Source organism: Staphylococcus sp. FSL W8-0774 (assembly GCF_038006785.1).
In the GTDB taxonomy this organism is placed as follows: domain Bacteria; phylum Bacillota; class Bacilli; order Staphylococcales; family Staphylococcaceae; genus Staphylococcus; species Staphylococcus pasteuri.
Genome location: NZ_JBBOVW010000001.1, coordinates 1,943,819 through 1,958,713 on the forward strand (window position 1 = coordinate 1,943,819; position 14,895 = coordinate 1,958,713).

Genomic DNA, 14,895 nt, shown 5'->3' on the forward strand with positions numbered 1-14,895 from the left:
TTATTTAGATAACTCAGCTAATTTGTTTAAAGTACGTACTAATTGAGAAGTGTAAGACATTTCATTGTCATACCAAGCAGCTACTTTAACTAATTGACGATCGCCAACTGTCATTACACGAGTTTGAGTTGCATCGAATAATGAACCGTAAGTCATACCTACAACGTCAGAAGAAACGATTTCATCTTCAGTGTAACCGAATGATTCGTCAGAAGCTTGTTTCATAGCTTTGTTAACGTCTTCTACTGATACGTCTTTTTCTAATACTACTGTTAATTCAGTTAATGAACCAGTTGCAACTGGAACACGTTGTGCACCACCGTCTAATTTTCCGTCGATTTCAGGAATAACTTTACCGATTGCTTTTGCAGCACCAGTTGAGTTAGGGATGATGTTTTCTGCTGCAGCACGAGCACGACGTTTGTCGCCTTTTCTGTGTGGAGCATCTTGAGTATTTTGGTCACCAGTGTATGCGTGGATAGTTGTCATTAAACCTTCAACTAAACCAAATTCATCATTTAATACTTTAGCTACTGGAGCTAATGAGTTTGTAGTACATGAAGCACCAGAAACTACTGTTTCAGAACCGTCTAATTCTTGGTGGTTAGTGTTGTAAACGATTGTTTTTAAATCGCCTGTAGCTGGAGCTGAGATTAATACTTTTTTAGCACCTGCGTCAACGTGAGCTTGTGCTTTATCTTTATCAGTATAGAAACCAGTACATTCTAATACTACGTCGATATCTAAGTCTTTCCAAGGTAATTTGCTTGCATCTGGTTCGTCGAATGATTTAACTTCTTTACCGTTAACGCGGAATCCACCGTCGATAACTTCTACTTCACCAGTGAAACGTCCTTGCATAGTATCATATTTTAATAAATGAGCTAACATATCGTCATCAGTTAAGTCGTTTACTGCTACTACTTCTAAACCTTCAACGTCTTGAATTCTTCTAAATGCTAAACGACCAATTCTTCCAAAACCATTAATTGCTACTTTTACTGCCATTATAATGGCCTCCTTTAAAATGATATTTAAAAAGCTTTGAACTTTTTATTCCTAATTTAATATTACTTTCGCCGCAGCTTCGTCAGTGATTAACACTGTATTCTCAGGTGCAATTGAAAGATAAGCTTTAATTGCTTCTCCTTTAGATTGACCACCTGCTACTGCAAATATAAAGTCTTTGGACTCAAGATCTTCTAATTGTAATCCAATCGTTTTCACTTTATGAACTACATTGCCTTGAGCATCAAAATAATATCCAAATGCTTCACCTACGGCGTGGTGATGTTGAAGTTTTTCTATCACATCTGTATGTGATTGTCGTCGATACGCCATCTTCAGCGCATCACCGATACCGTGTATGGTTACATTTGCTTGTTTTATTTTATCGAGTGTGTGACTAACTGAAGGTTCTAACATTAATGTATTATATGTAGATTCGCTTACGTTATCTGGTACATACAATGTTGTGTAGTAACCACCTGCTTGTTGCGCCATGCTTGATGCGATAGTGTTTGCTTGATAAACCATGTTCTCACCAAGTCCGCCTCTAGCAGGTACAAAGAATACATTAAATGGTAATAAATGAATGGATTCACTTACATAAGCCATTGTAGAACCACCTGTTACAGAAACAATTGCATCTTCATACAATATGCTTTCTAATAACTGACCAGCTTGTCACCCCATTTCTCTCTTAACTGTTTGTTTCTCGTCAGAATCACCAGGGACAACATGTACTTCTTTTATGTTGTACTTTTCTTTAATAGCTATTGCCATTTTATGGTCATCTGAATAGTGGTTGAAGTAGTCATTCAATTGTTTGATTACTTCTTTACCCTTTTCAGTGATTTCCATACCTGTTGATTTAACATTGATTAGTTCTTGTTTTTTTAATAAATCTGTTTCAGAACGTAGAACTCTTTCCGTCAAATCCATATGTTCACTTAAGCTGCGTCGTCCAACTGGCTCATTTTGAGAAATAGTAGTTAAGATTGAAAAACGACGATACATCTTTTCGACCAAATCTGGAATAAGTTGTTGTTGAGTTTCGATCAAATCTTTCACTACTCGTTCCTCCTCAATATATTTCTAAAGGATGAGTCAATTTTATTGAATCATAGAGGGTTGACGTTTAAAGTCCCACGTGGGACAAAATCTAACCTCTTTACAATTGCAATAGTACTATTATGCGAATTAAAATGCAAGTAAATCCGCTCAAAATTTTCCAAATATTGTGTAAAGCGATTTCATTCGTTGTACCTACAGTTACGTGAATTTAATCACTTGGTTACAATAATTTATCCTTTTTTGAAAGTTTGTTATGTCATCCAATGAATTTACTTTAATAAACAATATATTTATAATATTACCCTTTATATTGTGTACTAACCATTCGGTGATATTCTACGATATTCGACATTCATTTCTATTTCTAACACTTTAATTTATAATCTAATTAAATCAATTTCTAAACTAGGAAGAAGGCTTGTTCCATAATGAACAATAATGAAGAAAATAATGTTGAGGTCATCGACCCAACTGACCCTCGTTATAAAGATGAAGAACATTTTCATCAAAATATACAAGATGACTCTAAAAAAAGATATCAAACATATTCATATGGATGTACACACACAGGTTGTGGTTGCACAATGGGTTGTGGTACATTAATGTTTATTTCTTTTATTATTACAATGATAATTTATTGGCTATTTTAATAAGTTTGGTAATTTTCCTAATAGTATTTGTTAATAGAAAAAAACCGATTAAGTCATAGAGTTGTTTACATATAGTAAATGCTCTACATACTTAATCGGCTTTTTATTTAATCGTCTGATTCACTTTTAGATGAACTGCTTTGACTTTGTGAACTTTGAGAATTACTAGATTGTTGTGTGTTACTACGTTGCGTATTATTGCTTGAATTATTACTCTGTGATGATTGTTGTGTGCTAGGTTTAGCTTGAGTACTTTGTTTCTCTTGCGTACTTGGCTTTTCTTGGGTACTTGGTTTTTCCTGAGTACTTGGCTTTTCTTCAGTACTTTGTTTCTCTTGCGTACTTGGCTTCTCTTCTGTACTTTGTTTTTCTTGTGTGCTTTGTTTTTCTTTTGTTTTATTATCTACTTTTGATTTTTGTTGCGTTTTTTGCTGTTGCGTTCTTTGTTGAGTTGAAGGTTGTTGTGTTGTTTGTTGACGTGTATTTTGTTGAGTTTGCTGAGTTTGTTGAGTCTGTTGTTGAGTATTTTGATTTTCTTTAGACTTATCGTCAGAAGATTTTTCTTTTTTATCTTTATCGTCTTTGTCTTTTTTGTCTTTTTTGTCTTTCTGCTCTTGCTTTGTCTGGTTATTAAGGCGCTCATTTGCTTTTTTAGAATGATCTACAAATGAAAATATAGCAAATGCTAGTCCAAATAATAGTAATAAAACAATAATAATACTTATTATTTTAGCGATTCCGCTCATACCTTTTTTGCCTCGATTTTCATAATCATTAAAATCTTGCTTTGACATATTCTCCCTCACTTTAAACATGGAATATTCTATAATATTAAATAAATCTTTATCTTAAGTTGATGAATTGATTCAATCGTTAAAAACATAAGTTAAAATGTTCATTAAGTTTAGCAAATAAATTTATACTTAAACTTATCTTACTTATGATAACATCATAATGAATAAGAAACATCAATTTTAACCATTTTAATATAAATTTAATAAGAACGGTTTGTGATAATAATGAAGAAAATACTTGATGATTCACTGGAATTTGATAAAGAAGAAAAACAAAAAATAACATTAAAAAAGATGCTCATATCAAATGATAATAATCAAGATCATGTTCCTAAACTACGTGAAAGCTTTTTTTATATCATTATCCTGTTGCTATTATTTAGCTTTATATGGATTTTTAATTAGTAATTTCAAAATGTCTTTTTATATTGCATAATATATTTTTCGTTTTTAAGTTAATTTCTGTAAAAAGATGTAATTATCATTTAGAATAGGATTGAAGGTAGAAAAAGACCCATACGCTGCTCGCATGGGCCACTACTAAAGGGAGTCAAAATTTACCTTCGCTAGTATATTATGGGGTATACTCATACTAATTAAGAGATGTTTAATTAATTTCCGAAGGTACAAATTTATTATAACTTAACATAAAAATTTTTAAATACGATTATAAAAAAGTCTTTGACATATTGTTGGCTAAAAAATGGATAAATTTTGAATAACTAGAATCACTTTAAGTAATTTATGAATTACAATTTTCAAGTTGAGGTGAAATAATGAAAAATTATTTAATAACTGGCGGAACTGGTATGGTTGGTTCGCATTTAGTAAACGAAATTAAAAAGTCAAATGCCCATATAACAATTTTAACTAGACATGATGAACAATCTAATGATACTAAGGTTTCTTATGTAAATTGGGCTAAAGAAGGTTGGGAAAATAACGTTCCCGATGTAGATATTGTCATTAACTTAGCAGGCGCTACACTTAATAAACGATGGACTGAAGATTATAAACAGACTTTGATGTTAAGTAGAATTCAATCTACTCAAGCGCTAGTTGATTTGTTTAAAGAAAGAAAACATAAACCAGAAGTATTATTTAACGCGAGTGCAATGGGTTATTACCCTCCTGACTATCATCATAGTTATACTGAATTATTTAAAACGCTACCTTTCGACTTTTTATCAGATATCGTCTATCAATGGGAAAGATTTGCTCAACAATTTGAATCCTTTGGAACTAGAGTTGTATTAGGTCGATTTGGTATGATTTTATCTAATGATGGTGGTGCACTTCAAACTATGAAATTACCCTATCAGTTCTATGTAGGCGGTAAACTTGGTTCTGGATATCAATGGTATTCTTGGATTCATATCGATGATTTAACACGTGCTATTCTATTTACTATTGGTAATGAAAAAGCATATGGACCATTTAATTTAACTGCCCCAATTCCTGAACGTCAAAATCTATTTGGCTATACATTAGGTCGAGCTATGCACAAACCTCATGAAACATGGGTGCCAGGTTTTGCTATGAGATTAGTTTTAGGTGAAATGTCAACTGTAGTATTAGATACACAAAAGGTATTACCAAATAAACTACAAGCACTAGGTTTTAATTTCATGTATAATAATCTTAAAAGTGCACTTGATGATTTAGTTAGTAAATAAGATAAGAGGTACATCTATGAAGAACTCTCAAAACAATCGATTAACATATATTTTACTCATTATAGCAGGCGTTATTTGTATAATTAACGGCGTACTTGCGTTTGACCATTCGATTATTATGATATCACTCTCTTTACTTTTTATGATTATAGGTATAGGTGTTTTATATTTTTCAATTCGTGGATTGAAAAATGAAACAAAGAAATCCAACAACAAAGCACGTTATAATAAATAAAATTGACACTCAATCAAAGTCGCACTTTGATTGAGTATTTTTTAATTAAAAAAGGTGTCAGAACAATTGAATTTGTCCTGACACCTTTTAGAATATCATTTGTTAAAAAGTTATTGTGTAATGAATTATTGTTTACCTTCTGGTTCCATTACTTCATCAACTAAACCATATTCTTTAGCTTCTTCTGCAGTTAAGAAGTTATCACGATCTGTATCTTGTTGAATTTTTTCAATAGATTGACCAGTTCTTTCAGCTAAAATACGGTTTAATTTTTCACGTGTTTTTAAGATATGGTTAGCAGCGATTTCAATTTCAGTTGCTTGACCTTGTGCGCCACCTAATGGTTGGTGAATCATTACTTCAGCGTTAGGTAAAGCAAAACGTTTACCTTTAGCACCTGCAGCTAATAGGAATGAACCCATTGATGCAGCCATACCAATACAAATAGTTTGTACATCTGGTTTGATGTGTTGGATTGTATCATAAATCGCAAAACCAGCTGTTACACTACCACCTGGTGAATTGATATATAAGTAAATATCTTTCTCTGAGTCTTGTGCTTGTAAGAATAATAATTGTGACACGATAGAGTTTGCTACATTATCATCAATTTGTGATCCTAACATAATAATTCGGTCTTTTAATAAACGTGAATAAATATCATACGCACGTTCACCGCGGTTTGTTGTTTCAATAACTGTAGGAATTAAATTCATTTATATTTCCTCCTTGTAATAACTGTTAATCCTAATTTTAAACTAAAAGTCAAAAATGGTCAAAAATAAAGCTCTTTAGCTTAACTTGTTCATTGACGTTAAGTTAAATACTTTTGTACACTAGAAATAACTATTTTTGATTGTACTTATTTTAATTGATTTAGTACAGAAATAAGCTTTATATCTTTACCCCTCGTAGTGTAATGGATAACACATAAGATTCCGGTTCTTAGAATAGGGGTTCGATTCCCTTCGAGGGGGCTAATAACGAAAAATTAAACACTTTTTGAAAATAAGAATCCCGTAATGACGGGGTTCTTATTATTTTGCCGTCTAATAACACACTATATAAAACAGATTTTTAGGGACTTTTTAGGGACCCAAGTTCCAAATAAAAAAACCACACCCAAAAAGGGTATGGTTAAAATAAATTAAACAGAAGATCTATTGTGAGAGATGGAGTATTGAAACTCCGAAAATAATTATAACACATTGAGAATAAAAAAACATTTATAATTTAACTAGAAATAGAATATAGTAATCTAAAATTAATGTATATAATTGAATATAAAAAAGAGCAGTCCCTTGGACTGCATCTTTAAACGAACAGAATTTTATGAGAACACTTTAAAGTCGAACACTACAATTACATTGGAATGTTCAAATATTAATATACACGATATTTTTACTTTTGACAATACATTATAAAAATACTGTTTTTTGGTAATTAATTCGCAAAATAAAATACTCGCACCTTAAAGGCTACGAGTATTTCGCAAATTTTGCATTACTAAAATGCATGGAAAATAACACTCAGTGACATGCTTGAGTTTTACAAAGGGATTATCGTAAGGCTAAGTTCTTTGCATGTAAAAAAATAATAACATAAAAAAAAGAGATAATTAAAACAATTATCTCTTTAATGCAAAGTATATGAGGTTATACATGCATATTATATAATACAACAATTAATAATATAATGCAAAAAAACAACACGAAGTATATTAGTTGGTTGTTTATACAGTTATATATTCTAAAGAAAACACTATTCCAATATATCACACAATATTTTTTATGTACACATTAAATTTATGTATAAAAAATAAGGCGGTCTATTGACCACCTTAAATGCAAATTGAAATAATCCCTACACTCATTATAGCTTGTTTTTGAATACGTACAATAAAAAAGGTAGCCTTTCGGGCTACCCAGCATAAAGAAAAGATAATAATCGTTTAAAATGGTGATTTTATGAGTGTGGATAATTGGGGAATTATACCACAAATTAAATGTATCACTTATTTAACAGTGAAGAAACCCTAAATTGTCTTTTTTTCGATTAAATTCATAAAAAAACCACATTCATTTAGAATGTGGCAATAGAATATAGTACCGTCATAAAGACGTTATCGTTATTAGTTATATTATAGCATATTACTGATTATTTTCCTCTATTTTAATTTGATATTCGTATAGCTTTTCAGTAGTGTTTAAGGTTAAATTATCTACATCACGTTTGCCTTGCCTTAATTGTGATAGTACATATTGTGATACACCAGTAGCTTTATATATTTTATATCCTGTTATATCACTTTCAATCAATTCAATTATTTTTTTCTTGTATTCTGACAAGTTCTTCACCTTCATATCTATACCCTAATTTTTTCATATGTTGGATTCTTGCAAACTTAATTATCTCGGGCAATAATAAAATAAATATTAAAAGCATTACTTTAAAAATGATATTCATTTGAATTCATCACCTATCTGTAATATAATAACCATGAAAAGAGGTAGGGGCTTTTGCCCCTGTTGGATTAATCATTTTTTCTGATTATCTTTCTTGGCTTTAAGATAATCTAGATGCCATTTTCTTAGTTGTTTTATAATTGCTGGTGTTCTTTGTACTGTAGCAAGTACGATGAGCATCAGCATTTTTATGATGTCGTCCAAATCAACCACCTCCTCTCATGGTGGTTTGTAAGTCATTAACTAAATTACAAATACAATTATACTGCACAGTTGTTTATGTTACAAGTGTTTTATTTAAATTTTTACATAAAAAAATAGGGCAGTCGCTAGGACTACCCTTGATTGAAAGGAAATGTGTTAAATTACTTTTAAAGTTCTTTGTGATTATATTAATCAGAACTATATGTTTATATTAACATATTATTTCCAGTTTATGGAACCCCAATACTTCTCATTTTTAATTTTTTCTTGTTTGTCTGTTATTTTACATAACGCACAATAGAAATATCCTGATGATGGATTAGTAGGATATTTGAACTTCGCCCACCAATAACCGTCTTTTTTAGTAATACTCACAAAGTCTACCCATTGATTGGATAACAACCAATCAGAACTAGGTACGACAGAACCTTTCACGCTTGGACTACGTCTTACTTTGATTGTTGTATTAGTAGTAAATCTACCTTTCCAATTCCATGTGATCTGTTTTTCTTTCTTTTTCTCTTTCGATTTCTTGAGTAATTTAGATTCTGTTTTCTTTTTACTAAATTTAGGACGTATAAACCACATTTGCGTGTCGTATTCGTGTTTACGACGTGTGACCGTTTCCCAACCGGTTCCATTATTGATTGGTCCACTTGTCCAACCACCACCGAGCCAGTTTTGTTCAAGTACAACGATGTAATCAAGCGTTGCTTCAACGACCCAAGCAACGTGACCCCAACCATTGCCCATTTGTTCTCCCCAAACGACTAAATCACCTGGTTTAGCTAAAAAGCTAGGCGTGTTTTTGAATACTGTAGCCTCACTTTTAAATTTATCTTTATTGTAAGCATTAAAAGGAATGTCTTTCGCTCCATTACCTTTAAGTCCATGACCAAATAATTTATCCCAACCTACATTTGCGTAATCGACACATTGAAAAGCTGCGTATAAATCATAATCATATTGTTTATCTACTGTAGATTTTAACCATTTTACGAATTCATCACGTGTAAATGATGTCGCACCTTTTTCTACTTTCACTGGTGTAGCTTTAACCTTTACATTTTGTTTGTAGTATTTAGCGACTAACTTATCAAGATTTGATGTATTTCTGCCATAACCAGACGCTTCTAATGCGTTTCCTGGATCTTGTTTATCTGCTTGAATATCTTGATGTCCTGGCATTCTAGTTTTGTAATCAATATGCCAATACTCTGCAAGATATGCTAATACTCTAGCACCATTGTCTAACGCTTTTCTACTACGTTCTCTATCACTGAAATAACATATTTCAACACCTATCGCTACATCATTAGCGTCTCTGTTGTACCAAATGTTATCTGTAGGCGCGTCATAGAGTACATGCCAAGCTTTCTCTGTTGTTGGTATACAAATGATACATTCTTTATCGTCAACGAATATATGAGCACTAGCTACGTTATTCCAAGGTATATTATAAGTATTCTCATAGTAAGTTACATTTGATTGTGCAGTTGTGTTGATATTACCTGTATCATGCGCAACGATGAATTGCGGTTTACCACCGTCCATTTTTTCACCATAACGTCGCGTGCCTTTTGTTAGTAATTGATATCTTACTTTAACACCTTTCCAATTCTCTGTAGCCATTAATAACACTCCTATTTTAAATTATTTTCTTTTAAATATTCTTCTTGTGCTTTTGAATGCGAGTGAATTACATACGTGTTTTTATAGACACCGTATACTGCAATTACAAAAGGCACTATTGACGTAGCGAAATTTTGCCATGCGTCTAACTTTTCGGGCATTAAAAAAGGAACCTCGATACCACTTGCTTTTAATGCAAGGTATAAAGCCCCTAACATACCACCAAATAATCCAATATATTGTTTTAATTTATCTGCAGTCATTTATTTATGCTCCTTTTGTGTAAAATAAAAAGCCAACGCATTGCGACGACTTTACTTAAATAATATAGGTGCTAGTCCAACGGCAGCAGATAATAAACCAAATATACCTGTTACAATTGCAGTAGCTATACCTACATTAATAGTTTGTTTTTTAGTCAATATTTGACTGAAACTTTTTATTTGTTCATCGTGACCTTTAACTTCATACCTCAAGTCATTAACTTCTGATACGAAATCTGTCATTTTATCACTAATCTTTTCTAAATGACTTTCTTGTTTCTTCTGTGATTCATAGGTTTGTTTTTGTATTAATGTTTGTTTATCTACTTTGTTATTTAAGCTACTAATTGCCTCTGTGTGTTTTCTGTCGTTCTCGTTGATTCTTTCATATATCTTACCTGTATTACGCTCCCACTCATGACGTAATACATACTTTTCATTATTTTCGGACAATACCAATCACTCCAAGTACAGAAACCATAATGTTTACCACTGCCAATGTGGAAAATTGCAGTGGTGTAAGCCAATTAATAGCATGAAATATACTTGCCGATGTCATTAAAAAGTAAAACAAACCATTACCTGCACCGCCAATTAAAATTAAATAATTAAATACATTATTCATTTCTCTTTTAGGTAAGAAGAAAGGAGCGATGATCAACATTAAACTAAATACCATACCAAGAATCCCCCATACCCAAATAGGCATGATGTTATGAAGTGCTATATAGAATTGCGAATCATCAAGCACATCTTCCTGTTCTTTTGCCCAAAAGAAGCCTCTTTCGAACATAAGTATTCCAAACCCCATATACAGAATCACTTTGTGGATATAATCAAAATATGTTTTTTTCAATCTAGCACCTCATTTTATTCAATATAAAACCACAAGTATTAAACTTGTGGTTCCTCTGTATAAGTAACGTCAACAACTTGCTTTGCTACTTTAATAGTTAACAACTCTTTTGCGATACCAAATTCATAATTCAATTCATTTAAACTATTAAGACGTTGAGCGAGCTTTTCTGCTTTCTCTTGCTCATCAAGTTTATATGCTGCTGATGTGTTAGTGCTTGGGAAGAATTGCCCACGATAATCAATACTGAGTGCATTCTCCACACCTTCACTATCTACTTGTACTAAAATATAATTTTCTTTTTTATTTACTACTTCGTTTGTCATGATCGATTCCTCCTATATTTGTGTATAAAAATAGTGCCAAAGATTACTCTTCTTCGGCACTTTCTGAATTTTGTTCTTGTATGATTGCTTTTAACATTGCATTTTCTTGTGTAAGTTTTGCTACTTCCTGTGTAAGATAATTAATTGTAAGTTGTGGATTAGCTTGTAATCCTTGATTATTATTTTCCATTGATTTGTTCCTCCAATGTTTTAATTTTATTTTCTAAACTTTCGTTCTTTTCTATTAATTCTTTTACTGCTTTTAATGTCGTATACATTATCTCATCATTTTTTACTGAATTTTTACTATCTGAAACAAACAAATCTGGTGTTTCTCGTTCGATTACTACACCGTGTTGCAAAGTTTTATCTTCATCATATTTATAGTTAAAACTGTATAATTCAGTTTCTTTTAAAGCAGCTATAGCATTGAAATTCCATCTTTCAATATTTTCTTTATATTTTTCAGATGATTTTTTCTCCCAACCTTTAGTGTAATATACAGTACCTTCTGAAATAACATCATAACAATGAACATCTTTATATCCTATATTTCCACCGTTATAAAGTAAGTTATTCGTTACTCGTAATTCATTGGTGGAAACGCCAATATAGAAATTACCACTAACTGTGCGAATAGATCCTGCTCTAATTTCGTTTGCTGCAAGTCCTTTTAAATTATAGTTTCCGTTATTATATCCAAGTTTGTCAGTAATTCTAACTTCATTATCTACTTTTGCATAACAGTTATCGCCTTTAGCAAACCAATCTCCTAATAAATTACGACCATAAAAGTCACCAGTACCAATGTTACCGTCTTTATCAGTCGCATATACGTAGTTAGATTTTGGTGACTTATCAAAACGTATACCTGAACCAAAATCATAAGGACTGTTATTTGTACCCGTAATTAAACCGTACGATAAAACACCGTCGGTATCTGCGCCTGTATCATTATTTTTAACCCAAAATCTAAATTCGTTTGTACCTGTTCGGTTATCTTTCATCGGTCTGATATAAACTGAACTTGTTTGACTTTCTATGTTAACAGTTAAGTTTGAATCTAAAATAACACGACTGTTATCACTCGCTAATGCAACCGCACCATATGTGGAATGTAATGTCACACCACGTGAAGTTTCATTGTATCGTTGTGAATGGAATTCTAATGTACCGGCAGTTTCATCTCCAGCACCTGCTAACATAGTAGAGAGGCCTTTTTCTGTTAGATATAGATTATATCCAGTATTGATATTAGACACTTGTATCGTACCTTTATTCATACCTAGTTTAAGTTTTGCGGTATCCGTGATATTTGCCCATGTTCGAGTAAATGAGCCGTAAGAAAGAATCGACGTATTACGAATATCTATATATTCTGAACTGTTACCACCACGTATGCCCATGTTGTTTACATTGATATCTAAACCTTCATTAGAAAGGTTTAATCGGTTAACAACCTCGTCTTTACCAACTTTATTATTTAAATTCTGCGTGACAACTTTAAAATCTTTGTTAACTGTGATGTCGACTTTATCGCCTTTTAAATTAATACCGTTTGGACCAATAGTACTTGACTGGATATTACCGTTATCGTCATAAGAAAGAGTAATACCTGATGTTGTATTGTTAATGATTTGTGAAACAACACTATTTAAAGTTTTGCTACTTTCATCAAATACATCTTTAGAAACACGTTGAGATATTTGTTCACTTTCAGTTAATGTTTCAGCTTTAGTAGTTGATAATCTTTTAGTTGTTTCGTTGTCGTATTCTTCTTTTGTGACTCTATCTAAAATTTGATTACTTAATTGTTTTCTTTCCGTTTCTGATGTATCCAAACGTTCTACAATGCCTTCTTGGTCACTTTCGTAATCAATACTTCTCACATAAGACTTTAACTGTTCTTGTGTATCTTCACGTGCTGCTTGAATGGCTTGTTCAACTGCATTTGGTGTTCCGACTAATTGATTATTTTCATTAACAACTAATCCGAATTTATCAGCTACATTAAGCAATGCATTTTTAAATTTCTCATCAGTATATTGAGATTGTAGTAATTGTAATCGTTTATCTGCCGAAACTTGAGCGTCACGCATAGCTTTATATAAATCTTGTAATTGTTCACGATAATCAAGAAATAATGCTTGTGTATCAATCAAATTACCTATAGTTGCTGTTTCAGCAGTCATACCATCAAGGTTTGATTTAATATGTTGATATACATTTATAACGGCATTAGATTTAATATCTAACTGACTTTTTAAATCCTCATCAGTTAAATATTCATTGTTTTGTAATGCAGACACATTTTCGATTAACTGGGCATGTTGAATACTTAAATTTTGGAATGTATTAGTCAACGCATTATATAACGTTTCTTCTCTACTCATTCCACCTAATTGTTTTACATTTTGTGCCGTTTCATTAATCCATTCACCATTCCAGTATCTTCTTAATACTGCAACATTAGGATTGCTTGTGTCATACCAAAGCATATCATTGACTGGATTATCGGGAGATGTAGCACCTTTAAATATCTTACGTTCAAAATATTCTAATTGACCTGCAACAACATCATTAACAATCGTATTAACGTTATTCACATTGTCGTTCATTTTCTTACTAATATCTGCAAGTTTTTTAGTGAATATATCTCTTAAATTGCTTTCGTCATATTCAACCACATTACCAAATTTATAAGTGCTTTCATCTTGTAATAAGTCATAATCAACACCAATAACTTCTGCTTCAATATAAAGTGGTGGTCTGAAATCTCTATCCTTAATACGTACTGTGTCGTACAGGGATACAACCATTTCTGGATAGTGTTTGTGTATATCTGTAGAAGTTATTTCATAACTGATTGCCGATTTATTACGTTTGTTGAGTTCCGTTTTAGCGAGTGTAGTTAAACGTTCATCAGTCATATTGCTATCGTCTGATTCAGGTTCATACACACTCCATAAGTAACGCCCAGGCAATCCAAACTGTGCCTGAGCGTCGTCATCTGTAACTATTTTTTCTAATCTTTGTCCAGTGTCGCTTTCGGGACCAATGGCATATAATGCAGTCCGTACTTCTGACATATCAACGGTACGTGTCATACCAGTTAAGTCTTTACCTTTAGTAATCTCTTTACCTTTAAATAAGCTAACTGGTTTCTTAAGTGTTACATATCTATGTTCAACTGTATGTGAGCCGAGTTCTATTGAATAATCTGCAACCATACTATACGTTGTGCATAACATGTTAATAACTTCATACGGCGTTGAATAAGCAGTCCATGATGTTGTTCTCATACCACCATGTTCAGTGTCATCTGACATTTCCCAACCAGTGTTACGTAATGTCTCATTCAAGGCTTGAGATGTGCTATAAGCACTATATTTACCAGGTTTTATAGGTCGTGATTTATCGATATCTTCTAAATATGATGCATTACTTTCTACATCAGTTGTACCATCAAAGTTATCCACCACATGAGAAATAATGAACTCACGATAAACACCATTATTATCTTGTGCAATAATACGATTACGTTCACGCAAATGTTCAGCACGTTCATTTAACATTGTGAAATCGAATGTTTCTGATTTTTCTTCAGCGTTGGTACTCATCACTGCATTTAATAATGCGCCGTCATCACGACTAATATAATCAATGACTTTGTCATTGAAGTCTAAAATATGAACGCCTGTATGTTTCAACTCGTCAC

15 protein-coding genes, 1 tRNA gene and 1 pseudogene are annotated in these 14,895 nt (G+C 32.2%); 4 read left to right on the forward strand and 13 right to left on the reverse strand.

The window, feature by feature from the left end:
* Both gap and NSQ15_RS09490 read right to left on the reverse strand, forming a co-directional pair.
* Positions 1 to 1,008, reverse strand: a complete 1,008-nt coding sequence (gene gap / locus NSQ15_RS09485) for a type I glyceraldehyde-3-phosphate dehydrogenase (protein WP_070452423.1) — start codon at positions 1,006 to 1,008, stop codon at positions 1 to 3.
* A gap of 51 nt (positions 1,009 to 1,059) precedes the next feature.
* A pseudogene (locus tag NSQ15_RS09490) lies at positions 1,060 to 2,073 on the reverse strand (sugar-binding transcriptional regulator).
* Positions 2,074 to 2,504: 431 nt separating this feature from the next.
* Here NSQ15_RS09490 and NSQ15_RS09495 point away from each other — a divergent pair.
* Entirely contained in the window at positions 2,505 to 2,726 is a 222-nt protein-coding gene (locus NSQ15_RS09495; RefSeq protein ID WP_017636871.1) for a hypothetical protein, read from the forward strand.
* Between the two features lie 107 nt (positions 2,727 to 2,833).
* Here the strand turns inward: NSQ15_RS09495 and NSQ15_RS09500 are convergent, their stop codons facing one another.
* The gene (locus NSQ15_RS09500) at positions 2,834 to 3,520 is read right to left on the reverse strand and encodes a DUF4887 domain-containing protein (protein ID WP_340747123.1); all 687 of its coding nucleotides are present in this window, start codon (positions 3,518 to 3,520) and stop codon (positions 2,834 to 2,836) included.
* A 776-nt stretch (positions 3,521 to 4,296) separates the two neighbouring features.
* Between NSQ15_RS09500 and NSQ15_RS09505 the strand changes: the two genes are divergently transcribed.
* Together NSQ15_RS09505 and NSQ15_RS09510 are read left to right on the forward strand one after the other, a co-directional pair.
* The gene (locus NSQ15_RS09505) at positions 4,297 to 5,196 is read left to right on the forward strand and encodes a TIGR01777 family oxidoreductase (RefSeq protein ID WP_017636874.1); all 900 of its coding nucleotides are present in this window, start codon (positions 4,297 to 4,299) and stop codon (positions 5,194 to 5,196) included.
* Positions 5,197 to 5,212: 16 nt separating this feature from the next.
* Complete coding sequence (locus NSQ15_RS09510) at positions 5,213 to 5,431, forward strand: hypothetical protein (protein WP_017636875.1); 219 nt, start codon at positions 5,213 to 5,215, stop codon at positions 5,429 to 5,431.
* 125 nt (positions 5,432 to 5,556) lie between these two features.
* On the opposite strand, the gene clpP is transcribed toward NSQ15_RS09510, so the two are convergent.
* Positions 5,557 to 6,147, reverse strand: a complete 591-nt coding sequence (gene clpP / locus NSQ15_RS09515) for an ATP-dependent Clp endopeptidase proteolytic subunit ClpP (protein ID WP_017636876.1) — start codon at positions 6,145 to 6,147, stop codon at positions 5,557 to 5,559.
* A gap of 189 nt (positions 6,148 to 6,336) precedes the next feature.
* Here clpP and NSQ15_RS09520 point away from each other — a divergent pair.
* A tRNA-Arg gene (locus NSQ15_RS09520) sits at positions 6,337 to 6,408 on the forward strand.
* A gap of 1,173 nt (positions 6,409 to 7,581) precedes the next feature.
* Here the strand turns inward: NSQ15_RS09520 and NSQ15_RS09525 are convergent.
* The 9 genes from NSQ15_RS09525 to NSQ15_RS09565 all read right to left on the reverse strand — a co-directional run bounded on the left by NSQ15_RS09525 (position 7,582) and on the right by NSQ15_RS09565 (position 14,887).
* Positions 7,582 to 7,779 (reverse strand): hypothetical protein, encoded by a 198-nt coding sequence (locus tag NSQ15_RS09525; protein ID WP_017636877.1) that lies wholly within the window; start codon positions 7,777 to 7,779, stop codon positions 7,582 to 7,584.
* A 189-nt stretch (positions 7,780 to 7,968) separates the two neighbouring features.
* Positions 7,969 to 8,100 (reverse strand): hypothetical protein, encoded by a 132-nt coding sequence (locus NSQ15_RS09530; RefSeq protein ID WP_017636879.1) that lies wholly within the window; start codon positions 8,098 to 8,100, stop codon positions 7,969 to 7,971.
* A 219-nt stretch (positions 8,101 to 8,319) separates the two neighbouring features.
* The gene (locus tag NSQ15_RS09535; protein ID WP_017636880.1) at positions 8,320 to 9,732 is read right to left on the reverse strand and encodes an N-acetylmuramoyl-L-alanine amidase; all 1,413 of its coding nucleotides are present in this window, start codon (positions 9,730 to 9,732) and stop codon (positions 8,320 to 8,322) included.
* An 11-nt stretch (positions 9,733 to 9,743) separates the two neighbouring features.
* Positions 9,744 to 9,995, reverse strand: coding sequence for a phage holin (locus NSQ15_RS09540; RefSeq protein WP_017636881.1), 252 nt, complete (start codon positions 9,993 to 9,995; stop codon positions 9,744 to 9,746).
* Between the two features lie 51 nt (positions 9,996 to 10,046).
* Entirely contained in the window at positions 10,047 to 10,448 is a 402-nt protein-coding gene (locus NSQ15_RS09545) for a hypothetical protein (protein WP_340747124.1), read from the reverse strand.
* A complete protein-coding gene (locus NSQ15_RS09550) occupies positions 10,435 to 10,851 on the reverse strand; it encodes a hypothetical protein (RefSeq protein WP_017636883.1) in 417 nt (138 codons plus the stop codon). The genes NSQ15_RS09545 and NSQ15_RS09550 overlap by 14 nt, the downstream gene beginning before the upstream one ends.
* A gap of 38 nt (positions 10,852 to 10,889) precedes the next feature.
* Positions 10,890 to 11,177 (reverse strand): hypothetical protein, encoded by a 288-nt coding sequence (locus NSQ15_RS09555; protein ID WP_017636884.1) that lies wholly within the window; start codon positions 11,175 to 11,177, stop codon positions 10,890 to 10,892.
* 43 nt (positions 11,178 to 11,220) lie between these two features.
* Positions 11,221 to 11,367: a hypothetical protein gene (locus tag NSQ15_RS09560; RefSeq protein ID WP_017636885.1), complete on the reverse strand. Its 147-nt coding sequence runs from the start codon at positions 11,365 to 11,367 to the stop codon at positions 11,221 to 11,223.
* Entirely contained in the window at positions 11,357 to 14,887 is a 3,531-nt protein-coding gene (locus tag NSQ15_RS09565; protein ID WP_017636886.1) for a phage tail spike protein, read from the reverse strand. The genes NSQ15_RS09560 and NSQ15_RS09565 overlap by 11 nt, the downstream gene beginning before the upstream one ends.
* Positions 14,888 to 14,895 lie beyond the last annotated feature (8 nt).

Coding starts and splice junctions, on each gene's coding strand:
- clpP (WP_017636876.1), bottom strand. CDS start 6,147: ATGAATTTAATTCCTACAGTTATTGAAACAACAAACCGCGGTGAACGT.
- NSQ15_RS09535 (WP_017636880.1), bottom strand. CDS start 9,732: ATGGCTACAGAGAATTGGAAAGGTGTTAAAGTAAGATATCAATTACTA.
- NSQ15_RS09500 (WP_340747123.1), bottom strand. CDS start 3,520: ATGTCAAAGCAAGATTTTAATGATTATGAAAATCGAGGCAAAAAAGGT.
- NSQ15_RS09555 (WP_017636884.1), bottom strand. CDS start 11,177: ATGACAAACGAAGTAGTAAATAAAAAAGAAAATTATATTTTAGTACAA.
- NSQ15_RS09505 (WP_017636874.1), top strand. CDS start 4,297: ATGAAAAATTATTTAATAACTGGCGGAACTGGTATGGTTGGTTCGCAT.
- NSQ15_RS09495 (WP_017636871.1), top strand. CDS start 2,505: ATGAACAATAATGAAGAAAATAATGTTGAGGTCATCGACCCAACTGAC.
- NSQ15_RS09510 (WP_017636875.1), top strand. CDS start 5,213: ATGAAGAACTCTCAAAACAATCGATTAACATATATTTTACTCATTATA.
- gap (WP_070452423.1), bottom strand. CDS start 1,008: ATGGCAGTAAAAGTAGCAATTAATGGTTTTGGAAGAATTGGTCGTTTA.
- NSQ15_RS09560 (WP_017636885.1), bottom strand. CDS start 11,367: ATGGAAAATAATAATCAAGGATTACAAGCTAATCCACAACTTACAATT.
- NSQ15_RS09540 (WP_017636881.1), bottom strand. CDS start 9,995: ATGACTGCAGATAAATTAAAACAATATATTGGATTATTTGGTGGTATG.